Origin of the sequence: Jiella pacifica (assembly GCF_010500815.1) — a bacterium.
In the GTDB taxonomy this organism is placed as follows: domain Bacteria; phylum Pseudomonadota; class Alphaproteobacteria; order Rhizobiales; family Rhizobiaceae; genus Jiella; species Jiella pacifica.
In genome coordinates, this window is the sequence record NZ_JAAAMG010000001.1 from 22,425 (window position 1) to 47,601 (window position 25,177).

General features: G+C 67.0%; 26 protein-coding genes. 9 read left to right on the forward strand and 17 right to left on the reverse strand.

The features are described from left to right. Position 1 precedes the first annotated feature (1 nt). The 9 genes from GTK09_RS00080 to GTK09_RS00120 form a co-directional block, all read right to left on the reverse strand. Entirely contained in the window at positions 2–574 is a 573-nt protein-coding gene (locus tag GTK09_RS00080) for a GPW/gp25 family protein (protein WP_163460458.1), read from the reverse strand. Positions 575–687: 113 nt separating this feature from the next. Beyond that, complete coding sequence (locus GTK09_RS00085) at positions 688–1,176, reverse strand: Hcp family type VI secretion system effector (protein ID WP_163460459.1); 489 nt, start codon at positions 1,174–1,176, stop codon at positions 688–690. Positions 1,177–1,303: 127 nt separating this feature from the next. Next, on the reverse strand, positions 1,304–2,833 hold the full coding sequence (gene tssC / locus GTK09_RS00090) for a type VI secretion system contractile sheath large subunit (protein ID WP_163460460.1): 1,530 nt from the start codon (positions 2,831–2,833) through the stop codon (positions 1,304–1,306). A gap of 27 nt (positions 2,834–2,860) precedes the next feature. Further along, on the reverse strand, positions 2,861–3,421 hold the full coding sequence (gene tssB / locus GTK09_RS00095; protein WP_163460461.1) for a type VI secretion system contractile sheath small subunit: 561 nt from the start codon (positions 3,419–3,421) through the stop codon (positions 2,861–2,863). A gap of 105 nt (positions 3,422–3,526) precedes the next feature. Then, on the reverse strand, positions 3,527–4,849 hold the full coding sequence (locus tag GTK09_RS00100) for a type VI secretion system protein TssA (protein WP_163460462.1): 1,323 nt from the start codon (positions 4,847–4,849) through the stop codon (positions 3,527–3,529). 24 nt (positions 4,850–4,873) lie between these two features. After that, positions 4,874–5,443: an OmpA family protein gene (locus GTK09_RS00105; RefSeq protein WP_163460463.1), complete on the reverse strand. Its 570-nt coding sequence runs from the start codon at positions 5,441–5,443 to the stop codon at positions 4,874–4,876. 298 nt (positions 5,444–5,741) lie between these two features. Next, entirely contained in the window at positions 5,742–6,341 is a 600-nt protein-coding gene (locus GTK09_RS00110; RefSeq protein ID WP_163460464.1) for a glutathione S-transferase family protein, read from the reverse strand. A 23-nt stretch (positions 6,342–6,364) separates the two neighbouring features. Further along, on the reverse strand, positions 6,365–6,970 hold the full coding sequence (locus GTK09_RS00115; protein ID WP_246217621.1) for a hypothetical protein: 606 nt from the start codon (positions 6,968–6,970) through the stop codon (positions 6,365–6,367). Between the two features lie 17 nt (positions 6,971–6,987). Continuing rightward, a complete protein-coding gene (locus tag GTK09_RS00120; protein WP_163460465.1) occupies positions 6,988–7,833 on the reverse strand; it encodes a 23S rRNA (adenine(2030)-N(6))-methyltransferase RlmJ in 846 nt (281 codons plus the stop codon). A gap of 189 nt (positions 7,834–8,022) precedes the next feature. Here GTK09_RS00120 and GTK09_RS00125 point away from each other — a divergent pair, with 189 nt between their 5' ends. Beyond that, positions 8,023–9,129, forward strand: a complete 1,107-nt coding sequence (locus GTK09_RS00125; RefSeq protein ID WP_163460466.1) for an alkene reductase — start codon at positions 8,023–8,025, stop codon at positions 9,127–9,129. A gap of 77 nt (positions 9,130–9,206) precedes the next feature. On the opposite strand, the gene cysG is transcribed toward GTK09_RS00125, so the two are convergent. Continuing rightward, entirely contained in the window at positions 9,207–10,751 is a 1,545-nt protein-coding gene (gene cysG, locus GTK09_RS00130; protein WP_376767925.1) for a siroheme synthase CysG, read from the reverse strand. Positions 10,752–10,980: 229 nt separating this feature from the next. Between cysG and GTK09_RS00135 the strand changes: the two genes are divergently transcribed. Beyond that, the gene (locus tag GTK09_RS00135) at positions 10,981–11,493 is read left to right on the forward strand and encodes an RNA pyrophosphohydrolase (protein ID WP_163460467.1); all 513 of its coding nucleotides are present in this window, start codon (positions 10,981–10,983) and stop codon (positions 11,491–11,493) included. 139 nt (positions 11,494–11,632) lie between these two features. On the opposite strand, the gene GTK09_RS00140 is transcribed toward GTK09_RS00135, so the two are convergent. From GTK09_RS00140 to GTK09_RS00170, 7 genes are all read right to left on the reverse strand, one after another. Then, positions 11,633–12,037 (reverse strand): F0F1 ATP synthase subunit epsilon, encoded by a 405-nt coding sequence (locus tag GTK09_RS00140; protein WP_163460468.1) that lies wholly within the window; start codon positions 12,035–12,037, stop codon positions 11,633–11,635. After that, positions 12,015–12,242: an eL24 family ribosomal protein gene (locus GTK09_RS00145; RefSeq protein WP_163460469.1), complete on the reverse strand. Its 228-nt coding sequence runs from the start codon at positions 12,240–12,242 to the stop codon at positions 12,015–12,017. The genes GTK09_RS00140 and GTK09_RS00145 overlap by 23 nt, the downstream gene beginning before the upstream one ends. Then, positions 12,242–13,681: a F0F1 ATP synthase subunit beta gene (atpD, locus tag GTK09_RS00150; protein WP_163460470.1), complete on the reverse strand. Its 1,440-nt coding sequence runs from the start codon at positions 13,679–13,681 to the stop codon at positions 12,242–12,244. Before atpD ends, GTK09_RS00145 begins: the two co-directional genes overlap by 1 nt. Positions 13,682–13,708: 27 nt before the next feature. Next, positions 13,709–14,587, reverse strand: coding sequence for a F0F1 ATP synthase subunit gamma (locus tag GTK09_RS00155; protein WP_163460471.1), 879 nt, complete (start codon positions 14,585–14,587; stop codon positions 13,709–13,711). A gap of 73 nt (positions 14,588–14,660) precedes the next feature. Then, on the reverse strand, positions 14,661–16,190 hold the full coding sequence (atpA, locus tag GTK09_RS00160) for a F0F1 ATP synthase subunit alpha (protein ID WP_163460472.1): 1,530 nt from the start codon (positions 16,188–16,190) through the stop codon (positions 14,661–14,663). Continuing rightward, entirely contained in the window at positions 16,190–16,750 is a 561-nt protein-coding gene (locus GTK09_RS00165) for a F0F1 ATP synthase subunit delta (RefSeq protein WP_163460473.1), read from the reverse strand. The genes atpA and GTK09_RS00165 overlap by 1 nt, the downstream gene beginning before the upstream one ends. A gap of 269 nt (positions 16,751–17,019) precedes the next feature. Further along, positions 17,020–17,412 carry an AGROH133_08824 family phage infection protein gene (locus GTK09_RS00170; protein ID WP_163460474.1) on the reverse strand — a complete coding sequence of 131 codons (393 nt, stop codon included), beginning with the start codon at positions 17,410–17,412 and terminating at the stop codon, positions 17,020–17,022. A 555-nt stretch (positions 17,413–17,967) separates the two neighbouring features. Between GTK09_RS00170 and GTK09_RS00175 the strand changes: the two genes are divergently transcribed. The 7 genes from GTK09_RS00175 to GTK09_RS00205 all read left to right on the forward strand — a co-directional run bounded on the left by GTK09_RS00175 (position 17,968) and on the right by GTK09_RS00205 (position 25,120). Continuing rightward, the gene (locus GTK09_RS00175; protein ID WP_163460475.1) at positions 17,968–18,669 is read left to right on the forward strand and encodes a DUF4129 domain-containing protein; all 702 of its coding nucleotides are present in this window, start codon (positions 17,968–17,970) and stop codon (positions 18,667–18,669) included. Then, on the forward strand, positions 18,666–20,060 hold the full coding sequence (locus GTK09_RS00180) for a hypothetical protein (RefSeq protein ID WP_163460476.1): 1,395 nt from the start codon (positions 18,666–18,668) through the stop codon (positions 20,058–20,060). The genes GTK09_RS00175 and GTK09_RS00180 overlap by 4 nt, the downstream gene beginning before the upstream one ends. Further along, entirely contained in the window at positions 20,014–20,970 is a 957-nt protein-coding gene (locus GTK09_RS00185; RefSeq protein WP_163460477.1) for an AAA family ATPase, read from the forward strand. The genes GTK09_RS00180 and GTK09_RS00185 overlap by 47 nt, the downstream gene beginning before the upstream one ends. Continuing rightward, entirely contained in the window at positions 20,970–22,286 is a 1,317-nt protein-coding gene (locus GTK09_RS00190) for a DUF58 domain-containing protein (protein ID WP_163460478.1), read from the forward strand. Before GTK09_RS00185 ends, GTK09_RS00190 begins: the two co-directional genes overlap by 1 nt. Next, positions 22,283–23,308, forward strand: a complete 1,026-nt coding sequence (locus tag GTK09_RS00195; protein ID WP_163460479.1) for a stage II sporulation protein M — start codon at positions 22,283–22,285, stop codon at positions 23,306–23,308. The genes GTK09_RS00190 and GTK09_RS00195 overlap by 4 nt, the downstream gene beginning before the upstream one ends. Next, positions 23,308–24,258 carry an RDD family protein gene (locus tag GTK09_RS00200; RefSeq protein WP_163460480.1) on the forward strand — a complete coding sequence of 317 codons (951 nt, stop codon included), beginning with the start codon at positions 23,308–23,310 and terminating at the stop codon, positions 24,256–24,258. The genes GTK09_RS00195 and GTK09_RS00200 overlap by 1 nt, the downstream gene beginning before the upstream one ends. 73 nt (positions 24,259–24,331) lie before the next feature. After that, positions 24,332–25,120 (forward strand): hypothetical protein, encoded by a 789-nt coding sequence (locus tag GTK09_RS00205; RefSeq protein WP_163460481.1) that lies wholly within the window; start codon positions 24,332–24,334, stop codon positions 25,118–25,120. Positions 25,121–25,177: the final 57 nt, after the last annotated feature.

Here is a 25,177-nt window from a genome sequence, read left to right on the forward strand (position 1 = left end):
ATCAGGACGGGCCGGCGACGTCGATCTGGAGCTTGCCGGCGGCGACGTCGATCTCGGCATGGAAGGTGAGGGGAATCGGCAGGGGCGCGAAGGCGAGATCGAGGGAGATCTCGAAGCGGAGGGACTGGCTCACCGCATCGAAGCCGTGGCGATGGGGCGCCTCCTCGGCCGGGCCGATGGTGAGGCTCCCGTCGACGATGCCGGGCTCATGGCGCTCCAGGGCCTTGCGCAGAGCAGCGGCGAGATCGCCGAGCCGACCCGTGCCGGCGATCATGCCGGTGACGTCCGGGCGGCCGTAGTTGAGGATCGAGGCGGCGACGCGCGGATAGGCGGAGAGGTCGCAGGCGGAGGCGAGATCGATCGACCGCGATAGCGTCTTCACCCGTTCCTTGAAGTCGTCCTCGATGCTCTTGCGGGTGGCGGCGCGGACGGGAGCGGACCGGCCGCGCGCCTTTTCCGGGGGCGCCAGGAGGCTCTGCCGCGCTTGTCGACGTTCCTCGCGCCGACGATGCGGCTCGGAAAAGACGAGCATCAGCGGGGCCTCGAAGCGATCTGGGAGTGGAGGCGGGGACATGGGCTTGCTCGGGGTTCATGAGCCGGGGGAAATCGGCCAGCCCTGCTGCGGCCGACCGAAGCGATGGCAACGTCGGGACGCGCGCCGTCGCGGCAGCCCCACGCGACTCAGGCTCAGGAGCCGACGTTCGCGGCGATGTCCCAGGTGGCCTCGGTCGCCGCGCCGGGCGTACCCTGCTGGGTCTGCTCGGTGTAGGTGACGGTGAATTTGCGGAAGTTCAGCGTCACCGTCTCCTGCAACTGGTCCAACCCGTCGGCCGCTCCGCCGGTGGCGTAGGAGGAGACGATGAGGTCGTTCATTTGCAACTTGAAATACTCGACCGGCGCGTCACCGCCTGCCTTACGTATCGTCAGTAGCGCGCTCGGAATATGCCTTCCGTTGGAGCAGAACTTCACGATGTTGGTCGTTGCTTTGTCGCAGTTTTTTGTGAAGGTGATGTCCTGCACCGCGACTTTTCCCGAGCCCGCGCCGGGGCCCATGTGAGTCGTGCCGCTCTGTGCCAGGCCCCAACTCCAAGCAAGAATTCTGATCTCGTCTCGATGCCTGTGATCCAGTGTCTCTCCCGGAATACCATCAATCTTCAGAAATATATCGACTGACATCGTAGCGTCTCCGATCCTGTCGGGTGGGTGTTCCACTCGTGAAAGGTGTCATTTGTTCTTGAATCCGAAGAAGTCCCGGCAAAAGAATATTTTGGCGGCGTTTCGGCCTAGTCGTGAGGCGGATGCGTCAGGCCGTTTCTCGTTTGGGGAGTTTGGAGACGAGGCTCAGCCCGATATCCATGCCTTCAAGCTGGAAATGCGGTCTCAAGTGAAACCGGGCGCCATAGTAGCCAGGGTTTTCCTCGTCGGGGAAAACCTCCAGGCTGGCCCCAGCGAGCGGGCGTTTTGCCTTCTCCGCATCGGTCGACGTCTTGGGGCTGCCATCGACATACTGCATGATCCACGTCTGCAGCCAGTTTCTTAACTGGTCTTCTTCTCTGAAGGTGCCGATGTGGTCGCGGACCATCTGCTTGAGGTAATGGGCGAAACGCGACACCGCGAACATGTAGGTGAGGCGCGAGGAGAGGTTGTCCGAGGCCGTCGCGTCGGCGTCGTCGTAGGTCTTGGGGCGATAGAGCGACTGGGCGCCGATGAAGGCGGCCTTGTCGGTGTTCTTGCGGTGGATCAGCGGCAGGATGCCGGCCTTCGAGAGTTCCGCCTCGCGCCGATCGGAGATGGCGACCTCGGTCGCGCATTTCAGGTCGACCATCTTGCCGCCGACGGTATCGGGATCGCTGGTCGAGAAGGCGTGGGTGGGAAGGTCGGAGACCTCGCCGCCGGAATTGACCCCGCGGATGCGCACCGTCCAGCCATAGTCCTTGAACGCCCGGTTGATGTTGGCGGCATAGGTGTAGGCGGCGTTCATCCAGGCGTATTTTTTCCCGGCATGGCCGTCGGTCTCTTCTTCGAAGCCGAATTCCTCGACCGGCACCGACTTGGCTCCATAGGGCTCGCGGGCGAGGACACGCGGCATGCAAAGGCCGAGATAGCGGGAGTTCTCCGAATCCCGCAGCGTGTTCCAGGCGGCGAAACCGGGGGTGTCGAGCAGGGTGGAGATGTCGCGCGGCGTGGAGAGTTCGGTCCAGCTCTCCATGTCGAGCAGCGCCGGGCCGGCGGAGGCGACGAATGGGCAGTGGGAGGCCGCGGCGATCTTGCCGAGATGGCGCAGCAGCGCGATGTCGGTCGGTGACTTCTCGAAGTAGTAGTCGCCGATCAGCGCGCCATAGGGCTGGCCGCCGAGCTGGCCGAACTCCGCCTCGTAGATTTCCTTGAACAGCGGGCTCTGATCCCAGCGGGCGCCCTGATAGCTTTCGAGTTCGCCGTAGAGTTCCATCTTGCCGACGTTCATCACCCTCAGTTTGAGGTTGGAGTCGGTTTCGGAACGGGTGACGAGATATTCCAGCCCTCGCCAGGCGCTTTCGATCTCCTGGAAGGTCGGGTGGTGGATGATCGCGTTGATCTGGTCCGAAAGGGCGTCGTCGATCCGGCCGATCAGCGATTCCAGCGTCGCGTAGACGTCGGTCTTGATGAGATCGGCGTTCTCCAGCGCCTCGGCGATCAGCGTGTCGAAGGCGCGATCGACTTCGTTCGCTCGCGCCTCCGACTTCGACGGATTGATGCTCTGCTTCAGCGCCGCGGCGAAGGCGTCCGCCTGGCTTTCCTGGGCATAGAGCGGCTCGGCCTGGAGCCTGGCTGCGGTCGACTGGGTTTCGCTCATCGGGCAGTCTTCCCTCTCATCGTCTCGTCAGGCGTCGTCGCCGGGCTCGGGCGAGCCGGCCGGGCCGGTGATTTCGGTGGCAGGTGCGGCGATGCGGCTACGCTCCTTGAGCGCTGCCATCAGGGCCGGATCGTCCAAGAGCTGGCGCAACATCTCCTCGGCCTGGACGCGGCCGGTCATGTAGCTGCGCAGGTTGGAAAGCTGCTTGCGCGCCTCGAGCAGCCGCTTGAGCGCTGGTACGTTTCTCGCGACGGCGGCCGGGCCGAAGTCGTCCATCGACTTGAAGCCGAGTTCGACGGACAGCTTGTCGCCGCTCCCTTCCTTCAGCCTGTTGTCGACGGCGAAGCGGACGGCGGGTTTCACCTTGCCGATGAACTCGTCGAACGTGTCCATGTCGACCTGCTCGAAGGACCGCTCGCCGACCGGCGGCTTCTCTCTCGGGGAGGCGTTGCCGGACAGGTCGGCCATGACGCCCATCACGAAAGGCAGTTCGACCCGACGGTTGGAATCGTGCGGATCCTCGTAGGAGATCTGCACCCGCGGCGGCCGGTTGCGTTTGAGGAAGCGCTGACCGGAATCGGAGGCCATGGTTCGCTGCTCCTTGACATTGTGTCATCGAAGCAAGTCAGAGTTGAAAACAAAAGTCAAACAAAACCTGTTGTAGAAAATTGACTGCCGCGCGCCGACCATGAATCAGCTCCGGACCGGGCGCAGCGAGGGAAACAGTTCCGGCAGGAGCGCCAGGAAGTCGCATCCGATCAGCGCGCGCGCCCGCGCCAGAACGAGCGGCACAGGGCTCGAGGGCTCGGCCAGGCGCAGATAGGCCTCGACGCTGGCGATCAGCACGGCCGCCGCCTCGCGATCGGGGGCGTCGAAGGCCCGCCGCGGCGGCACGCGCGCGCCGGCGGGGGGATCGACGGAGGCGTCATGGGCCGTCTCGCTCAGCGCCGTCAGCCGCGCCAGATCGAGCGCCAATCCGGCAGGGCTGTCGAGGCCGAGCGAGGCGGAGTCGACCATCCCGGGGGCGAGAAGTTGCAAGGCCTCGACCAGCGGCCGGCCGATCAGCTTGCGGGCCTGATGGGTCAGAAGCAGCACCGGCGAGGACGGTTCGGCCCGGGCGAAATAGGCTTCGGCCGCAAGGAGCGCCGCGGACGCTTCGCCATGATCGCCGATCGGCACGGTGGCCAGTTCCGCGATCGGCAGGGGCGCCTGGGCGGCCTGTCCCGCTTCGACATGCACCGCAGCGCCGGACGCGCCGCGACCCGGCGCCCCGCCACTCTCCCCGTCCAGAAGTGCGGCGATCCGCGCAACCGCGGCGAGGAACGCCTTCATCTGCGGCGCCGATCCGCCATGGCCATTGGCGGCGAAACTCGCCTTGACCGCCTCGAAGCTTTCGCGGACCGCCGCGAGGGCGCCGCGCGTGGCCGCCACCGCCGCTGCGTTCGCGGGATCGGCGATGGCCGCGCGGATCGTCGCCTCGTCCGGCGTCGTCTCGTTCTCTGGCCCCTTCGCTTCCCCGAGCGCGAAGACGAAGTGGCGAAAGCGGATGACGTCGGCCCGGCGATCGCGCAGGAGCGGCACGAATTGCAAGGGGATCGAACCCGAGATCGGCGGTTCGAAACATTCGAACTCCACTCGGCGTTGCGGGACGTTTTGCGGGTGGACGTGCTCCCATCGGGCTTCCAGGAGATTCGCCGCGAGGGCGATGTCTCCGGCAAAGCCGGAAAGGTCGCCGGTGAAGATACGGAGCCGGGCCTGCAGCAGGAGGAAACGAAGGTCGCGGGAGCGATCGAGAAGCGCTGCGATGACCTTCGCCTCGTCGCGGAACTTGATGTCGCGCGGCTCGAAGGGCTTGCCGTCCTCGCGGAGCAGCCGCCCGCCTGAAAGACGCGTCGGCGACAGGGCGTCGATCCGATCGCGGAAGGTCAGGAATTGCAGATCGCTCGCCGCGACGAGATCCGGCCCGCAGGGCGCTTCGTCCGAGACGGGCTCGAGAATCGCGGCCAGGTCCGGCATCGCTCGCCGCCCCTGTCGACGCCGCTAGCGGACGCTCACCCGCATCTCCACCCGGCGGTTGACCGGGTCGTAGGGATCGGAAACCCGCGGCACCCTTTCGCCGAGACCGACCGCCTCGATCTTGTCGGGCGCGATGCCGCGGGCGAGGAGATAGCTTCGGACGGAGGCGGCGCGCCGCCGCGACAGCTCTTCGTTGTACCAGTCGTCGCCGCGGGCATCGGTGTGGCCCTCGATGACGAAGCCCACGGCGCTGAGGCGCTGATCGGCGAGCGCTGCCGCCATTTCGTCGAGGTTTTCCCGGGCGGCGTAGGTGAGGGCGGCCGAGTCCAGATCGAAATTGATCAGCATGTCGAAGCCCTTCGGCGGCGCCTTGGCTCGGCATTCGGATTCGAGCCCGACGCAGATGCCGCGGGTGCCGGCGAGCCGCATCGAGCGGGACTTGCCGAGGCCCTGCACCTCGTCGGCGGATTTCGCCAGGAAGTCGGCCACGTGGCGGCGGTCGTAGGCTGGATCCGCGCCGGCCGGACCGGCGAGCCAGACAGGCGCGGCAACTGCCGTCGCCAGGCAAATGGCCAGAATCGATCGCCGCGCCATGATGAACCCCGTCGCCCGTAATTCTCGCATTGGTTGCGGCAATTTAAATCGACGCAATCAACGGTGTCAACGACGGGTTTGGCGCGTGGTCGAACGAAGCCGGCACCGTTGGTGCAGCCACGGAAAATCGAAGGGAAAGGGCAATGCTGCGGGCGCGGCCCGGCAGGGCCGTCGAGCCGGCAGATCTACCGGCGCGGTCTGCGCTCGGGCTCGAAGCTGCGCTCGCCGGCGCAGATGGAGCCGGCGAGGACGAGACGGTTGCCGATATGACGCACCGGGGCCGGCGGGCAATCTCGTGTCAGGCGGGGCGCGGACCGAGTTCGGCGAAGGCCGGAAACCGTTCCGGAAAGGCAGCCAGCCAGCTGGCCAGCGCGGGGCGCTCGGCTTCGAGCTTGCCCTTGAAGCGGAAGGACATCCACCCGAGCAGGCCGGCGAGAGCGAAATCCGCCGTCGTCAGGTCTTCGGGCAGATCCGCAAGGAGGGTCTCGAGCGCGGCGAGGCCGCGATCGGCCTTGCGCATCTGCATGTCGACCCATGGCTGATGGCGCTTGTCCGCCGGCCGGTAGCGCTCCTCGTAAAGGGAAAGGATCAGCGCATCGCCGATGCCGTCGGCCGTCGCCTCGATCAGCTTCACCTTGGTCCAGGCATCGAGGGTCGCGGGCAGGAGCTGCCCGCCGGTGGCCTTGTCGAAATAGTCGCAGATCGCCCGCGAGTCGTAGAGGGCGGTGCCGTCGTCGAGAACGAGGGCGGGAATCTTGCCCAGCGGATTGGCGGCGATCAGATCGGCCGGCTCGGCCGCCGTGTCGACGGCGACGCTCTCGATCTCGAGGTCGCAGTACTCGGCCGCCATGCGGACCTTGGCCGCAAAGGGCGAGGCGGAGGAATAATAGACGCGCATTGGCTGCAATCCGGGGGTTTGGTTCAGTATTTCGAGACGAAGCCCGGGTAGTCCGCGACCGCGGCGTCCGGCGGATAGCGGCGAAGCGACTGGCAGTTGGCGCCATAGACATGCCACTCGTCGAGACCGAGGACGCAGCCCTCCGCCTTCCAGGCTCGGGCCGGCGAGAACATGCCGAGATAGTCGCCGGCAGCGGCAAAGCCCATCGGATACTCGACGACGTAATAGACGGTGCGCCACTTTTGATCGGAGATCAGCGCCTTCGCCTGGCAGTAGCGCCGCTCGATCGGATTGGCGGCGGGGTAGGGGTCGTTCAGCAGCTGCGGCTGGTAGGCCTTCTCGAACATCCCCTGGAATTCGAGGATCTCGAGCTTCGCCTCGAGCATCCGCGGGGCGCCGTATTCGAACTGATCCTCGACCTGACCGAGGACGGCGGCATCGTCGCAGGCCGGGACCTTCGACGGGATCGCCTCGCTCCGATAGGTCGACATCACATCCGCGGCGACGGCGGGAGAGGAAGCGGCAGCGGCGGACAGGGCGCCGAGCGTCAGGACGAAGGCCGAAAGCCGGTTCATGGTGGCAAAACTCCCGCACAACCAGATCACTTTTGCCGCAAGGTCTAGCACCATTTGCCGCTCTTTGCCTGTCACGAAGGCCGGGAACGGCATTCTTTGACGGAATATGTTGCCTTGCTGCCGCGCTCCAGCACCGGGGCGAGCAGCGCGAACAGCGCCTCGGCCTCTTCGGCGAAGACGAAGGGCGGATTGACCACGGCAAGCCCCGTGCCGACGAAACGCTCGTCGCGGCCGAGCGGCTCGCGGCAGAATTCGGCGAAGACGATTTCTGCCGGGGCGATTGCGGCGAGGGCTTCCTTCAGCCTTTCGACCATCGCCGGCTTCTTGATCGGATACCAGACGGCATAGACGCCGCCGCGCCAGCGGGCGATCGCCTTGTGAAGGGCGGCCGCGATGTCGTCCACCTCGCTCAGCTTTTCGTAAGGGGGGTCGACGAGTACGAGGCCGCGCTTTTCCTTCGGCGGCACATGGGCGCCCAGCGCCAGCCAGCCGTCGAGGGCGATCGCCTTCACCGCCGTGTCGCCGGCAAACAGTGCCCTGAGCGCTGCGCCATCCTGGGGATGAAGCTCATAGGCCGACAGGCGATCCTGCGGACGCAGGAGCCGCCGGGCGATCAGGGGCGAGCCCGGGTAGCGACGGGCTGCGAGATCGGGCTCGATCGCCGCCCAATAGTCGGCCAAAAGCGGATTTTCGCGGATCGCCCGATCTGCCGCTGCGAGGGCGGCGATACCGGATTCGTGCTCCAGCGTGCGCGCCGCCTCGTCGCCGCCGAGATCGTAGAGGCCCGGTCCCGCATGGGTGTCGTAGATCCGGATCGCTCCGTCCTTGCGCTGGAGATAGCGCACCAGCCGGCAGAACAGGGCGTGCTTGACGACGTCGGCGAAGTTGCCGGCATGGAAGGCATGGCGATAGTTCAAGACTGAGACCCGCTCGATCGGCTTTGCTTGTTCGCGCCGCCCGACCGTCCGTTCCCTGCGAACACAACGTTCATCGCGCTTTCCGTCCTGTTGCGGCACACCAAATGGAGGGCGAACGGATGATCGCTCGACCTCGGGCGATCTCCCGGCCCGGCTTTTGGCGAGCCACAGCGAAGGACTTCCGCTATCATGAAACACGACCGCCTCCTACAGCCCTACGACCTCGGGCCGATCAGCCTTCAGAACCGCGTCGTCATGGCGCCGCTCACCCGCAGCCGCGCGACCAGCGACGGCGTGCCGAAGGACATGCATGTCGACTACTACCGCCAGCGCGCCAGCGCCGGACTGATCATCACCGAGGCGACCAACATCTCGCCGGAAGGCCGCGGCTATGCCTGGACGCCGGGCATCTTCAACGACGAACAGGTCGCGGCCTGGAAGAAGGTCACCGACGCCGTGCACGAAGAGGGCGGCAAGATCGTATTGCAGCTCTGGCATGTCGGCCGGGTGTCGCATCCGGACCTGCAGCCGGGCGGGGCGCTGCCGGTCGCGCCGTCGGCCATCGCGCCGGCGATGCAGGCCTTTACCGAGGGTGGCATGAAGGACGCCGTGACGCCGCGGGCCCTCGATGCCGGCGAGTTGCCGCGTGTCGTCGCCGATTTCGTGAAGGCGACGGAGAATTCCAAGGCCGCCGGCTTCGACGGCGTCGAGATCCACTCGGCGAATGGCTATCTGCTCGACCAGTTCCTGCGCGACGGCGCCAACCGGCGGACGGACGAGTTTGGCGGTTCGATCGAGAACCGCCTGCGCTTCCCGCTGATGGTCGTCGATGCGGTGACGAAGGTCTTCGGGCCGGAGCGCACCGGCATCCGCATTTCGCCGGTCTCGCCGGCCAACGATCTGAAGGATTCCGATCCCGAAGCCGTCTTCACCGCCTATGTGAAGGAGCTTTCGGCGCGCCGGCTCGCCTATCTCCACGTCATCGAGGGCGCCACCCGCGGCGACCGCGACCCGCATGCCTTCAAGGCCTGGTCGCTGCGCAAGCTCTTCGACGGGACCTATATGGGCAACAACAACTACACGCCCGACCTTGCCGAGGAGCGTCTGGAGAAGGGCGAGATCGACCTCGCCTGTTTCGGCCGGCCGTTCATCTCCAATCCCGATCTGGTCGAGCGCATCCGCCTCGGCGCGCCGCTCGCCGAACCTGACGAAAAGACCTTCTATGGCGGCGACGAGACCGGCTACACCGACTATCCGGCCCTGACGGAAGAGGAAAAGCGGCGCTACGCCGCCTGAGCGACGAGCCCTTGCGCGGCCGGAGTGATCCGGTTCGCGCGGGGGGCGTACCTAATAATATGACGAAAGCCGCGTCGTCAGATGGCCATCGCAGCGCGGGCGTCAACGTCAAGTGTGCCTCGTTCTGCCCCCTCCGCAGCCTCGCCGAAGACGTTGCCGACGCCGATGAGAATCGGCCGGTCGAGGCCAACCGTCGTCACCATGTCGGCAAGCTCGGCGAGGCGGCCGGCGGCGCGGGTCTCGTCTTCGCGCGACAGGTTGGCCGCGACCGCGACGGGGGTTTCCGGCGAAAGTCCCTCGGTGATCAGCCGCTCGGCGATCCGGCCGGCCATGCGCCCACCCATGTAGAAGATCGTCGTCGCATTGGGCTTGGCGAGCGCCGGCCAGTCGACGTCCTCCGGCAGGCCGCCCTGCTTGGAATGCCCGGTGACGAAGCGCAGCTCCTGGGCATGGTCGCGATGGGTGAGCGAGACGTTGAAGCTCGCGGCCAGCGCCGAGGCGGCGGTGATGCCCGGCACGATCGACACCGGGATGCCCTCGGCCTTCAGCTCCTTCAATTCCTCTCCGGCGCGTCCGAACACCGAGACGTCGCCAGACTTCAGGCGGACGACCGACTTGCCGGCCTTGGCGAACTGCACCATCAGCGCGTTAATGTCCTCCTGCCGGCAGCTCTCGCGGGAAGCGCGCTTGCCGACAAGCATGCGCTTGGCCTCGCGGCGGGCGAGTTCGAGCACCCCGTCGGAAACGAGGTCGTCAAAGAGGATGACATCGGCGGCCTGCAGCGCCCGCACTGCCTTCAACGTCAGAAGTTCGGCCTCGCCCGGGCCGGCTCCGACCAGCGTGACCTTGCCCACCTTCGGGCCCGAGGCGCCCTTGGGCGCTGCCGCTATGGCCTCGATCAGCCGGCCGGCCTCCGCTTCGTCGCCGGCTTCCGGCGCGCGGGTGAGAAACGCCTTGTCGGTGAAGCGCTCCCAGAATGCCCGGCGCTCGAGGCCGGGGGAGAGGCGTTCCATCGTGGCGTTGCGCAGCTTTGCGGCAAGTCCCGCCCAGCCGGACAAGGCCGGGGGCAGCAGCGTCTCGATGCGGCGGCGGATGGCTTGGCCGAGAATCGGCGCCGCGCCGAAGGTGGAGATCCCGACGACCACCGGGGAGCGGTTGACGATTGAGCCGAAGGCGAAGTCGCAGAAGGCCGGCTTGTCGACGACATTGACGGGCACGGAGGCCGCCCGCGCCGCGCAGGCGAATGCATGGCCTTCCGCCTCGCTCTCGGTGTCGAGAATGGCGAGGGCGAGGCGATCGGGCCGAGGCGCGAAGAGATCGAGCGCCCAAGGGCGGTCGTGATGACGGATGCGCCCGGCCTGCGGCTCCTTCTCGGTGCCAATCTCGGCGAGCAGCGCCGTCATCTCGGCGTCGAGGTCGTCCGCTGGAGCGTAGAGCTCGACCCGGGCGCCCGCTGCGGCGAGCATTTCCGCCTTCCAGGCCGCCGCCGCAGAGCCCCCGGCCATCAGCACGCTCCGCCACTTCAGCGAGAAGAACACCGGCAGCACCGCGAGCTCGCCCATGCGCTTGGGGCGGGCAGGCGTCGGGTCCTTTCTCGGGGGGACGATCGGTGTCAGAGACATGGCAGGTTCCATCTTCCTCGGTGCCGACGAAGATAAGTCGGGCGGGTCGGGGTTGGCGAGGGTGCATTTTTCGCAATTGCGAAGGAAATGGCAAGTTCGTGCTCGCCGCCGCCCGCACAGCAGCGCCGAGAGCCCCGATACCCCCGCCCTTGCGCCTCGGCGCCGCAGGGCGATAGAGGTCGGCGATCTTTCAGGCCGGAACCATGCCGGCCGAGCCGGGAGCCAATCCATGCCGAACGTCGACCCCAAAACGCTGCCCTATCGCCCCTGCGTCGGCATCATGGCGCTCAATCCGGCCGGTCTTGCCTGGGCCGGGCGCCGGCTGGTCGAGGACGAGGGCGAGATGACCGGGGCCGAAAAGCTGTGGCAGATGCCGCAGGGCGGCATCGATGCCGGCGAAGACGCGCTGGAGGCCGCGAAGCGCGAGCTCTACGAGGAGACCGGCATGAAGACCGTCTCCTATCTTGCGCAAACCGAGGGCTGGATCACCTACGACCTGCCCGCCGACCTCGTCGGCGTCGCCTTCAAGGGCAAGTATCGCGGCCAGAAGCAGCGCTGGTTCGCCTTCCGGTTCGAAGGCGCAGAGACCGAGATCGCGATCAACCCGCCGCCGGGTGGTCACGAGCCGGAATTCGACCGCTGGGGCTGGAAGACGATGGATGAACTGCTCGACGAGATCGTGCCGTTCAAGCGCGGGGTGTATGAAGAGGTGGTCGCGGCGTTCCGGCATCTCGGCCGGTAGGGCGCTGCGACCGGACGGCACCCCAGCAAGAGCCGGCCTCGCCACGCGTGTCGCCGACAACAAAGGAAAAGCCCGGAGCGGTGTCCGCCCGGGCTTGGATGTTTCGGAGCATCGGAGATCGTCGGGCGCGGCGCCCGGATCAGCCCGCCAGCCCGGCCCGCGCCTCACGCAGTTGATCGAGTGCGTGCTGAGCCTTGCTCTTGGCCTCGGCGCCTTCCGCGTCGGCGACGTCTTCCTCGGCATTCTTGATGCTCTGGTCGAGCGCAGCCATGTCGACCTGGTCGGCCGGCTCGGCATGTTCGGCCAAGAGCGTCAGGCCGTTCTCATTGACGTCGGCGAAGCCGCCGCGCACGAAGATGCGCTGTTCGGCCCCGCTCTCGGGGGTGACGAGCACGATGCCGGGCTTGATCGTCGTCATCACCGGAGCATGGTTCGCCATCACGGTGAAGAAACCCTCCGAGCCGGGCACTGAAACCGCCGTCACGGCCTCCGACATCAGGAGCTTTTCCGGGGAGACGAGTTCAAACTGGAAGCTGTCGGCCATCTTGCGTCTCTTTCATCGCGGCATCGGACATGGCGGCATCGAAGTGGCGCGTCGCCGCCTCGAACTTGTCGCGGCAGCCGGGATTGCAGAAGCCGACGACCGCGCCGTTGTAAGTCGTCAGAGAATCGCCCGCGATCGGTTTTCCCGACCACGGGCAGGTCTCGTTGATCGCGTTCTCGACGAGGAGTACGCGATCGTCGCTCATCAAGCGGCGTCCTGCGCCAGCTTCTTGGCCTTCTCGACGGCCATCTCGATCGAGCCGACCATGTAGAAGGCGGCCTCGGGGAGATGGTCGTACTCGCCGTTGACCAGGCCCTTGAACGACTTGATCGTGTCTTCCAGCGGAACCAGCTGGCCCGGCGCGCCGGTGAACACTTCGGCGACGAAGAAGGGCTGCGACAGGAAGCGCTCGATCTTGCGGGCGCGGGCGACCGTCAGCTTGTCCTCTTCGGACAGCTCGTCCATGCCGAGAATGGCGATGATGTCCTGCAGCGACTTGTACTTCTGCAGCACCTGCTGGACGTTACGGGCTACCTCGTAGTGCTCCTCGCCGATGATCATCGGCGACAGCATGCGCGAGGTGGAATCCAGCGGATCCACCGCCGGGTAGATGCCCTTTTCCGAGATCGCGCGGTTGAGCACGGTCGTCGCGTCGAGATGGGCGAAGGAGGTCGCCGGCGCCGGATCGGTCAGATCGTCGGCCGGCACGTAGATGGCCTGCACCGAGGTGATCGAACCGGTGGTCGTCGTGGTGATGCGCTCCTGCATCTGGCCCATGTCGGTGGCGAGCGTCGGCTGATAGCCCACCGCCGAGGGAATGCGGCCGAGCAGCGCCGACACTTCCGAGCCGGCCTGGGTGAAGCGGAAGATGTTGTCGACGAAGAACAACACGTCCTGGCCCTGGTCGCGGAAATGCTCGGCGATGGTGAGGCCGGTGAGCGCGACGCGGGCGCGGGCGCCCGGAGGCTCGTTCATCTGACCGTAGACGAGGGCGGCCTTGGAGCCTTCGGCCGAGCCGTCATGCTCGTGCGGGTCCTTGTTGACGCCCGACTCGATCATCTCGTGGTAGAGATCGTTGCCCTCGCGGGTGCGCTCGCCGACGCCGGCGAACACCGAATAGCCGCCATGGGCCTTGGCGACGTTGTTGATCAGTTCCTGGATCAGCACCGTCTTGCCGACGCCGGCGCCGCCGAACAGGCCGATCTTGCCGCCGCGGGCGTAGGGCGCCAGAAGGTCGATGACCTTGATGCCGGTCACCAGGATCTGGCTCTCCGGCGACTGCTCGATATAGGCGGGAGCCGACTGGTGGATGGCGCGCTTCGATTCGTAGGAAATCGGACCGACCTCGTCGATCGGCTCGCCGATGACGTTCATGATGCGGCCGAGCGTGCCGTCGCCGACCGGAACCATGATCGGCTCGCCGGTGTCGACCACTTCCTGGCCGCGGACCAGACCCTCGGTCAGGTCCATGGCGATGCAGCGCACGGTGTTCTCGCCGAGATGCTGTGCCACCTCGAGAACGAGGCGGATGCCGTGGTTGTCGCATTCGAGCGCGTTCAGGATCTGCGGCAGCTTGTCGTCGAACTCGACGTCGACGACGGCGCCGATCACCTGGTGGACGCGGCCAATGTTTTTGTCAGCCATTTTTGAAAGGCCTCCTCTCGATCGGTGTCAGAGCGCTTCGGCGCCCGAAATGATTTCGACCAGTTCCGTCGTGATCTGCGCCTGGCGCTGGCGGTTGTAGGAGATCGACAGCCTGTCGATCATGTCGCCGGCGTTGCGCGTCGCGTTGTCCATGGCGCTCATTCGCGCGCCCTGTTCGGACGCCGCGTTCTCGAGCATCGCATGCAGGATCTGGACCTTGATGTTGCGCGGGATCAGGGCGTCGAGAATGGCGGCCGGCTCCGGCTCGTATTCATAGACCGACGTCGTGCCCTTTTCGCCCGCCTCATCGCCGCCGGAAAGGTCGGCGGGGATGATCTGCTGAGCGGTCGGGATCTGGGTGATGACGTTCTGGAACGCGGAATAGACGATCGAGCAGACGTCGAATTCGCCCTTGGCGAACAGCTCCATGACCTTCTCGCCGAGCATGTCGGCCTCGGTGAAGCCGATCTGCTTGACCTCGCGAAAATCCACCCGCTCGACGATCTTGTCCGACAGGTCGCGGCGCATCATGTCCCAGGCCTTCTTTCCGACGGCCAGGAACTTGACGGTCTTACCCTCGGCCTCGAGCTGGCGCTGGCGCTGGCGCGCCAGCTTGACGATCGAGGCGTTGAACCCGCCGGCGAGGCCGCGTTCGGCCGTGAAGACGACGAGGAGATGCGTGTCGTCCTTGCCGGTGCCGACCATCAAGGGCGGACCGTCTCCCTCGACGGCGCCGGCTATGTTGGCCAGGACGGCCGCCATGCGATCGGCATAGGGCCTCGCAGAGGCTGCGGCCTCTTCGGCCCGACGCAGCTTCGCCGCCGCGACCATTTGCATGGCCTTGGTGATCTTCTGCGTGGATTTGACCGACGCGATGCGGTTTCGAAGGTCCTTCAGTGATGCCATGGTCTGGCGCAGTCTCCCGCTGGCGTGGCCTTGCCCGGTTCGACGGACAAGGCCTCATGCCTGGTTTTACGGATCAGGCGAAGGTCTTGGCGAAGGAATCGATCGCCTGCTTCAGCTTCCCGCGGAGATCGTCCGACAGGGCCTTTTCCTTGGCGATCTGGTCAAGGACGTCCTTGTGCTCGCTGCGCATGGCCGCCAGCAGGCCCTCCTCGAACTCGCCGACCTGGGAGACCTTCAGCTTGTCGAGATAGCCCTGCGTGCCGGCGAAGATCACCACCACCTGCTCTTCGGTCTTCAGCGGCGAGAACTGCGGCTGCTTGAGCAGCTCCGTCAGGCGCGCGCCGCGGTTGAGCAGGCGCTGGGTCGCCGCGTCGAGATCGGAACCGAACTGGGCGAAGGCGGCCATCTCGCGATACTGGGCGAGCTCGCCCTTGATCGAGCCGGCGACCTGCTTCATCGCCTTGACCTGGGCGGCCGAGCCGACGCGCGAGACCGACAGGCCGACGTTCACCGCCGGGCGGATGCCCTGGTAGAACAGCGTGGTCTCAAGGAAGATCTGGCCGTCGGTGATCGAGATCACGTTGGTCGGGATGTAGGCCGAGACGTCGCCCGCCTGGGTCTCGATGACCGGCAGCGCCGTCAGCGAGCCGTTGCCGTGATCGTCGCCCATCTTGGCGGCGCGCTCGAGCAGGCGCGAATGCAGGTAGAAGACGTCGCCCGGATAGGCTTCGCGGCCGGGCGGGCGGCGAAGCAGCAGCGACATCTGGCGATAGGAGACGGCCTGCTTGGACAGGTCGTCGTAGCCGATCACCGCATGCATGCCGTTGTCGCGGAAATACTCGCCCATCGCGCAGCCGGTGAAGGGCGCGATGTACTGCAGCGGCGCCGGCTCCGAAGCCGTCGCGGCGATGACGATGGAGTATTCCATCGCGCCGCGCTCTTCGAGCGTGCGCACGAACTGGGCGACGGTGGAGCGCTTCTGGCCGACGGCGACGTAGATGCAGTAGAGCTTGTCGTTCTCGCGGTTCTCGTCGTGCGCCGGCTTCTGGTTGAGGAAGGTGTCGAGCAGGATCGCGGTCTTGCCGGTCTGGCGGTCGCCGATGACCAGCTCGCGCTGGCCGCGGCCGATCGGGATCAGCGCGTCGATGGCCTTGAGGCCCGTCGACATCGGCTCGTGCACCGACTTGCGCGGGATGATGCCCGGCGCCTTGACGTCGACGCGGCGGCGCTCGGTGCCCTCGATCGGGCCCTTGCCGTCGATCGGATTGCCGAGACCGTCGACGACGCGGCCGAGCAGGCCCTTGCCGACCGGCACTTCCACGATGGCGCCGGTGCGCTTGACGGTGTCGCCTTCCTTGATCTCGCGGTCCGAGCCGAAGATCACGACGCCGACATTGTCGGCCTCGAGGTTCAGCGCCATGCCCTGGATGCCGCCGGGGAATTCGACCATCTCGCCGGCCTGGCAGTTGTCGAGGCCGTAGACGCGGGCGATGCCGTCACCGACCGACAGAACCTGGCCGACTTCCGAGACTTCCGCCTCGTTGCCGAAGTTCTTGATCTGGTTCTTCAGAATCGCGGAAATTTCCGCGGCGCGGATGTCCATCAGCCGACCTCTTTAAGTGCAAGCTTGAGCGAATTGAGTTTGGAGCGGAGCGAGGTGTCGATCTGGCGCGAACCGATCTTGACGATCAGCCCGCCGAGGATGGTCGGGTCGACCGTCTCGCGCATCGTCACCGTCTTTCCGGCGTAGGAACCGAGAGCCTCGGCGAGGGCGCCGCGCTGGCCGTCGTCGAGCGGATGGGCGCTGGTGACCTCGGCCTCGATCTCGCCGCGATGCGTGGCGCAGAGCTGGCGGAAACGGCGGATCATGCCGGGGAGGACGAACAGTCGCCGATTCCCCGCCACCACTTTCAGGAAGTTGCCGGTGAGTTCACTCGGGCCGGCCTCGGCGACGATCGCCCCGATGGCGCGGAGCTGCTCGTCCGACGAGAAGGCGGGGCTTTCCACCAGACGGCGGAAGTCGGCGCTTTCCTTGATCAGTGCGTCGAAGGATTCAAGCTCGGATTCCACCGTCGCGAGCGCGTTCTCTTCGAGTGCGAGTTCGAACAGGGACTGGGCGTAGCGGTCTGCGACCCCCGAAACGGGAGAGGATGATTGTGCCACGGACGACCGTTTCTCTTTCGCGTTTCCTCAACACTCGCTGCGCGTGACTTGCCATGCGCTACAAGGTGTTGAAACCGTTGGTTGGATGCTAGCGGACTGCCAACGTTGCGCCGGCCCTCCCCCTTGAGACAGGGTCCGTCTAGCATAGGGATTTGACCGCGACAACACGCGTGAGCAAGCTTCATCGCCGGGATTTGCGAGTTATTCACGGAGCTTTCGCAGATATGCGGCATGTGTCTCGACAAGTTCCGCCGGCTCAGGAAGAGGCGTCAGGAGGAAATGAAGCCCAAGGCCGGGGCAAGAGCGGCACAGGCAAGTGCAAGTTCGACGAGGAGATAGAAGATTGCGCGCAAGCTCGCGCCGTCAGTAAGCAGCGAGACGAGCCGACCGAAGGCGGAAAAAAGCCAGCCGGTGCCGAGAGCCAGCTGGATGAAGGGCTGGTCGTAAAGGGCGGCGCCGACGAGTCCGACGCCGAGCCAGAAGCCAGCGAGGCTGGCCCGGGCGCCGCCGAGGGCGTCGATGCTTCCGGCGCTCGGGGCAAGGCCGATGGCCGACAGAATCAGCCTGGGAGCGAACAGGGCGGCGAGGCCGAGCAGAATCGCAACGACGGCTGCCGTGAATGGAAGCCAGCCTGCGAGGTTCGTCGGAAGGGTGAAGTCCATCGATCTTTCTCTATCATGTTGCGGGCCGTGTCGCCGTGCCGGCGAAATGGCGGCCCCGGGCTTGCCAGGGCGCAAGGTGAAGACACCCTGCGCGCCCTCGACGTCAAGCGATCTCGCTTGTCGCGGCTCCCGAGCCCCTCGAAAGGCCGGGTCGGCGTGGAGGATCTACTGGGGCGCCGATGGGGGAGGCATGGCGGCAGATCGGCTGTGGACGAAGCGATCGTCTCGTCCAGATATGGCGCGAGCGGCGCAGCGTCTCATGTTCGCCGCCGCTCTCGCCTCGCGTCGGTGTGGCCGCATCCTGTTCGAGTGTCTGCCGCCGATGCACCGACTTACCCCATCCACCTTGGACCATCCGGCCGGCGAATGAGCGCGTCTGAAGTTCACGACCAGGCCGTGGAGGATCACGGCGCCGCCCGCCCGGCTGACGCGGCATCGCCCGCTGGCCGTCCAGGGGAGCTCAGGCGGCGGGGTCTTCGCATCGGACGCGACGTGTCGCGGGCGGGGTGCGATTTGAACGGGTTGCCGGGCTTCCCGCGCGTTCGCCGAATCACGGTGCCGTTGGCGACGCTCGTGCTCGCCGCCCTCGGCGCCAGCGCCGGCGTCGAGGCTTACGGCCAGACGCCGGCCCAAACCGAAGCATCGACGGGCATCGGCCCTTCCGAAGGCGGCAAGGCCTATCTCGAATCGGTCGAAGGACTGAGGCTGCAGACCGAAATCCGCTATCTCCCGCCCGAGTCTGGTCTCGACGAGGCGCCCGTGACCGAGGAGGCGGTGCCGGCAACCGACCGGTCGGCGCCGCTTCAATGGGGCGGGACGACGGTGCTCGTTCTCTGCGGGCTGTTCCTCGCGGTGCTTCTCTGGCTCGGCCGTGGCCAGCTTGCCGATCTCAAGGGCCCTCGCAACCGGCGATTCTCGTCCTCCGCCACTGCCGCGACCAGATCGCCAACGGCGGCACTCGACCTCGACCTCATTGCCAGGCTGCGCCGGGAAAGCGATCCGCGCAGCGGCCTGCGCCTGGTGCTCGAGCGTTTCCTGAAGCTCGCGGCGGAAGACAACGCCATCGTCCTGAAGCGCTCGCTGACCACCCGCGAGCTGATGCAGCGCCTGCCGGGAAGCTGGGCCCATCGCCGCGAACTCGAAGTGTTGGCCGAGAACACCGAGCTCGTCCTGTTCGGCGGCCGCGACATCGGCATCGCCGAGTATCAGCGCTGCCTCGACCTTGCCGAGCCGTTTCTGCGGAGGACCCGCCGATGAGCGTCGGGGCCACGGTCCAGCCAGCGGCCGGGGGAACCGGCAAGGCCGAGAACGCCAAGGGCATGGCGATACTCGCCGCCGTGGTTCTCGTCGTCGTTCTGCTCGCCGTCCTCGGCGGGCGTCGGCCGCTGGAAGACAGCGCCATCGGCTTTGCCGGGCTGGAGCACTGGCTGAAGGTCAAGGGTCTCGCGACCGTGCCCGCCATCGACGAGGCGAGCGCCGCCGGGACGATTCGCATCCTGCCGATCTACGATCCCAAGCTCGCGGGCGAGGGGGTGCGGCAGGAGGACGGAACCGAGGACGAACGCGGGGCGCTGGCGCCTCGCCCCCTTTCGAGGGCGGCGTTCGTCGAGCGGGCGAATGCGGGGCCGATGCTGGCGGTGCTGCCGAAATGGCGGGGCGGTGTCGTCTCGCGGGGCGCGGTGCATCCGGAACTCCTCGTGCCGCTGTGGGCGATGGATTTCTTCGGCGAGCGGCCGGTGGCGCGGCTGTCGCAGCGGGGCCTTGCCAGCTTCGGGGTCTATGACGCCGACTACGACCGGCTGCTGGAGCAGGCCGCGACGCTCTATTCCGCCCAGGTGCTGAGCCCGTCGCTCGACGAGAAGTGCCGCCCCATCCTGGTCCTGCGGGACGAGAGCGGCGGGGAGGTCGGAACGCTGCTCGCCGACTGCACGAGCGCCCTCTTCGACGGCGCGCAAAATGCCCTGTTCGTGTTGTCGGACCCGGACCTCCTCGACAATGCCGGCCTTGCCGCCGGCGACAATGCCGCTTTGGCGCTCTCCGTGATCGAGGGTTTCGCGGGTAACGCGAAGGTCTTCGTCGAGACCGATTCGACCAGCGGGCCGACCATGGCTCCGGCCCAGTCGGAGCTCGGCGGTGAAGATCCGCGCGAGCGTACGATCGGCGATCTCGACCGCTTCTTCGCCTATCCCTTCTCGCTGTTCTGGATCGGTGTCGTCCTCGTCACCGGCCTTGCGCTGTGGCGCGGCAGCCGGCGGTTCGGCCGCCCACAGGAGGACGTCGAGCCGGCCGAGGCGTCCAAGCGCCGCACCATCGACGCCTCGCGGCGCATCCTGCTCCTTGCGAAGGCCGACGACGCGCTGGTCGAACGGCACGTCGTCGACCGCGTCGAGGCGCTGGCCAGCGCGCTTCTCGGCACCGGCCGCAGGGCCCGCGGCGCCGGCGAGGACGCCGCGGCGATCGGCCGGTTCCTCTCTCGCCGGGCCCCGGAACTCGGCGAGAAATTCAACGCGGCCTATGCTGCGGTCACGGCTTCGCCGCATGGCGGAAGCTCCCGCTTCGAGGCTTTGGCCGCCTTCGAATCGGTCATTCAGGAGACATGGCATGACTTTGGACGAGCTGCGGGCCCTGCGCGACAGGATCGCCGCTGAGATCGAAAAGGCGGTGCAGGGGCAGGCGGCGGTCGTCGAGCTGCTTCTCGTCTCCCTGTTCGCGCGGGGACATTGCCTGATCGAGGGCCCGCCGGGAACGGCGAAGACGCTGCTCGCCCAGAGCCTCGCGGCGGCACTGTCGCTTCAGTTCAAGCGCATCCAGTTCACGCCGGATCTGATGCCGGGCGACGTCATCGGGTCGAACATCTACGATTTCGGTTCGCGGCAGTTCGAGCTGGTCAAGGGACCGATCTTCACCGACATCCTCCTCTCCGACGAGATCAACCGCGCGCCGCCGAAGACGCAGGCCGCCCTTCTCCAGGTGATGAACGAGCGGCGGGTGACGATCGACGGCACCGACCACTCGGTCGGTGAAGTGTTCTTCGTCGTCGCCACCCAGAACCCGATCGAGCAGCAGGGCACCTATCCCCTGCCGGAGGCGCAGCTCGACCGGTTCCTCTTCAAGCTCGAGATCGACTTTCCGGAAGAAGAGGCGGAGCTTTCGATCCTCAGGCGGCACGCCGGTCAGCCGCTCGACCACGATGCCCGCAAGGCCGCGATCGTGCCGACGGCGAGCCTCGACGACATCCGCGAGGGCCAGGAACTCGTCGACGCCATCCGCCTCGACGACGAAATCCTGCGCTATGTTCTCGCTCTCGCCCGGGCGACGCGCGTCGACGTCGACATCGCCTATGGCGTCTCCACCCGGGCGGCCGACGGGTTGTGCGGCGCCGTCAGGGCGCGGGCGGCGCTGGACGGTCGCGACTATGCGATCCCCGACGACGTCAAGCTCCTGTTCCAGCCGACCATGCGCCACCGCATCGTGCTGTCGCCGACCGCCGAGATCGAAGGCCGCAGCCCGGATTCGGTGCTTTCGGCCATCATCGAGCAGATCCCGGCTCCGCGCTGATGCGGCCCTCGCGTCGCCTGCTGGTCGCCGCCAGCCTGATCGCGCTGGCATCGCTCGGCCTCGTCGTCTTCCTCGACGCCCCGGCCCTGGCGGTCGAGGCGATGTGGGGCGTCCTCGCGATCCTGGCCGCCGCCGACATGTTGCTGACGCCGGGTCGGAAGCGCTTCGTTCTCGATGCGCCGGCGACGAGGGAGCTGTTCGTCGGCGAGGCCGCAGAGCTCGAGTTCCGGCTGCGGCCGGCGGCCGAGGAGCGCGGGCCGCAACCGGGCTCGGCGATGGCACGCATCGCCTGGCCGCCCGGCCTCGACGGCCCGCCGCAGTTCGTGCTCGTTCCGGTGGGGCAGGGCTCCCGAGCGACCGTGACCGTGAGGGCCGGGCGCCGCGGCCATTTCCCGATCGGCGAAGTCGCGATCCTGCGGTCGAGCCGGCTCGGACTGGTCGACATGGTCGCCGCCTATCCCTGCGAGACCCGGCTCGTCGTGGTGCCGAACGTCCGGGCGATCACCTCCGGGGAAATCGACGTGCAGATCGCCACCGAGGCCTTCGGCAGCCGGGCCTCGTTGATGCGGGGCGAGGGCTCGGAGTTCCATCAGCTGCGCGACTTCGTGGCCGGAATGGACAGCCGCACCATCGACTACAAGCGCTCGGCCCGCCACGGCGCCCTGGTCGCCCGCGAGATGCGGGCCGAGAAGAACCACAACGTCGTCCTCGCCCTCGACAACGGCCACCTGATGCGCGAGGAGATCGCCGGCCTGCCGAAGATCGATCACATGATCAACGCCGCGCTGGCGCTTGGCTGGGCCGGCATCCAGGGCGGCGATCTCGTCGGGCTCTACGCCTTCGACGCCCGGCCGCGGCTCTATCTGCCGCCGCGGGGTGGGCGACACGCCTTCGCCCAGCTGCGCTCCAAGGCGGCGGAACTCACCTATCGGTCGATCGAGACCAACCACACCCTCGCCATGACCCATCTCGGCCAGCGCCTGTCGCGGCGCTGCCTCGTCGTGGTGTTTTCCGACTTCGTCGACACCACCACCGCCGAGCTTCTGGTCGAGAATGTCGAGGTGCTGAACCGGCATCACGTCGTCGCCTTCGTCTCGACCCGCGACCCGATGCTGCAGGCCTATGGCCGCCGGACCGCCACCGATCTCGGCGAAGTGGCCGCCGCCGTCGCGGCGGCGGGGCTGGAACGCGAGCGCCGGCTGGTGCTCGACCGGCTGGCGCGGCTCGGCGTCTTCGTCGTCGACGCCGAGCCCGGCGGCATCACCGCGCGGCTCGTCTCGACCTATCTCAACATCAAGGCGCGGGAGCTGATATGAACGCCCCCATCCGCTCGACGCGGTTTCGCGACGAACGCGAGGCCGACTGGAAACGCCTTTCCGCGATCGTCGAGGCGGCGGAAAAGCGCGGGCTGTCGCGGCTGTCCTTCGATGACGCCCGCGATCTCGTGCTGCTCTACCGCCAGGCGACGAACTCGCTGTCGGTCGCCCGCGAGATATCCCTCGATCTCGCCGTCGTGCGCTTTCTCGAAAGCCTCTGCGCCCGGGCCTATCTCGTCGTCTACGCGCCGCGCGAGAGCCTCTCTGGCCTCGTCTCGAGATTCTTCGCCCGTTCCGCACCGCAGGCGGTCCGCCGTTCGCTGCCGGCGATCGCCGCGGCCTTCTTTCTGACCGCCTTCGGGGCGGTGGCCGCCTATGCCCTGACGGCCGACGATGCCAGCTGGTTCTACGCCTTCGTTCCGGGCGATCTCGCCTCGGGGCGCGGGCCGGGCGCCAGCGCCGAGGCGCTGCGCCGGGTGATCTACGGGGAAGACGTTCAGCCGCTGGGCGAGCTCGGCGCTTTTGCCACCTATCTCTTTTCCCACAACACCAAGGTGGCGCTGTTCGCCTTCGCGCTCGGCATCGTCTTCTGCGTCCCGAGCGTCATCCTGCTTCTCTACAACGGCGCCATGCTCGGCGCCTTCGTGGCCATTCACGTCGACAAGCAGCTCGGGCTTGATTTCATGGGCTGGCTGACCATCCACGGCGTCACCGAACTTGCGGCGATCATCATCGCCAGCGCCGGTGGGCTGTCGCTCGGATACGCCATGCTGTTTCCCGGCCTGAAGAGCCGCTCGGCGGCGCTGCGCCACGCCGGGCGAGACGCGGTCAAGCTCGCCATCGTGGCGGCGATCATGCTCGTCGTCGCGGGCGTTCTCGAAGGGATCGGCCGGCAGGTCGTGACCGAGTTCTGGGCGCGGCTGGCGATCGGCTGGGGCGCCGGGCTCGGCTGGGCCCTATGGTTCGCGCTCGCCGGACGCGGCACCGGCGCGGCGAGCGCCGTCGAAACGGAGCCGGTCTGATGGCAAGGTGGCGCCTCGGCCGGCGATCGAAGCAAGACACCAGGGCGCACCGCCGGCCGCCGGAGGCAAACCCCAAGCGCCTGACGCTGGCCCCGCCGGAGGGCGTTCCCCTCCATCTCGACGTCGCCGGCCTCGCGGCGCGCTTCGGCGCGCAGTTCGTCGACTTCGTCATCACCACGACGGCGATGATCGGCATCATCCTCGCCTTGCTCTTCGCCGATCTGGTGAGCGGCGCCGCCTTCACCGCCCTCGCGACGCTTCTCGTCCTCGTCTTCGGTACGCCCTACTACATCGCCTGCGAGCTTTTGATGAACGGCCGCACGCCGGGCAAGAAGATGCTCGGCCTGCGGGTGGTTTCCAAGGACGGCTCTGGACTTTCCACCCACCAGATCGTCGTGCGCAATCTCACCAAGGAGGTCGAGGTGTTCCTGCCCGCCGCCTTCCTCCTCGGCGGCGGCGAGGACTCGTTCTGGTTCAACGGTTTCATGCTGGTCTGGCTTCTCGTCGTCATCGCCGTGCCGATGCGCAACAAGGCCAATCAGCGGATCGGCGACCTCATCGCAGACACTGCCGTCGTCCTCGAACCGCGGCCGCTGCTTCTGCCGGACGTCGCCGAGGCGGTCGGCCGGACGGCGCGCGAGCGCTTCGTCTTTTCCACCGCCCAGCTCGAACACTACGGGGCTTACGAGCTGCAGGTGCTGGAGCGGCTCCTGCGCGGCGGCGAGGAGGCGAGGGACAGCCGCGAAAGGCAGAAGGGGCTCGCCCGCATCGGCGAGCGCATCCGCGCCAAGATCGGCTTCGAGGAGACACCGCCACCGGCCGAGGAGGAGGCGTTCCTGAAGAGCTTCTACGTCGCCCAGCGGGCTTTTCTCGAACAGAAGAAGCTGATGGGCGAGGCAAGGGCCGACAAGTTCCACCGCGAGCCGGAGCCGGCGCCCGAGCCGCGATGACGACGAGCGCGATCACGACGACGAGCCATCCGCTCGCAACTCCCATGGAAGAACCGACCTGAAAGGACATGAGATGACGGCCATGGACACTGCCACCAGATTGCCGAAGCCGCGATTCGGCGTCGGCGCCAGAATGGGCGACACCCTCCAGATCTTCTCCAGTCGCCTTGCCCTGTTCGGCCTGATCGGCGTGGTCGCCGGTCTCCTGATGCAGTTGCCGAGCTATCTCGCCCTCGGCTCCGTCACCTTCGAGGCCCAGTCGCAGCAGGCGACGCAGACCTTCATCGCGCAAAACCCGGTGCTCTATGTCGGTGCCGTCGTGGTCGTGCCCCTGCTGGTCTATTCGCTGCTGACGGCCGTTCTCGTCCTCGCCGCCTACGACGCGAAAGCAGGACGGGAGGCCGCCGTCGGCGCCTATGTCGGCACCGCCGTGAAGCAGATCCTGCCGCTCATCCTTCTTTCCATTGCAGCCTGGCTGTTGATCGCGATCGGCTTTGCGCTGCTGATCGTGCCGGGTCTGTGGCTGCTCGGCGTCCTTTCGGTCTTCGTCCCCGCGATCGTCGTCGAGGGGGCCGGTTTCGGCGCGCTCGCCCGCAGCGCGCGGCTCACCAAGGGTTATCGCTGGCCGCTCGTCGGCTTCGTGATCCTCGTCTATGTGGTCTTTTATCTGGTCGGCTTGGCCATCGGCCTCTTCGGCGGCTTCCTCGTCGGCCTGTCGCCGATCCTCTTCCTCGCCTTGCAAGGGATCGTCAGCGGCCTTGCCGCCGCCTTCGCCTCGATCGCCGTCGCGGTCGCCTATGCGAGGCTGCGCGAGATCAAGGACGGCGTCGGCATCTCCGACCTCGCCGACGTCTTCGCCTGAGACTGGCCGATCCCGATTGAGCCGCCGGGTCGGCAAAGTCGCCGTCGGCCACATGTG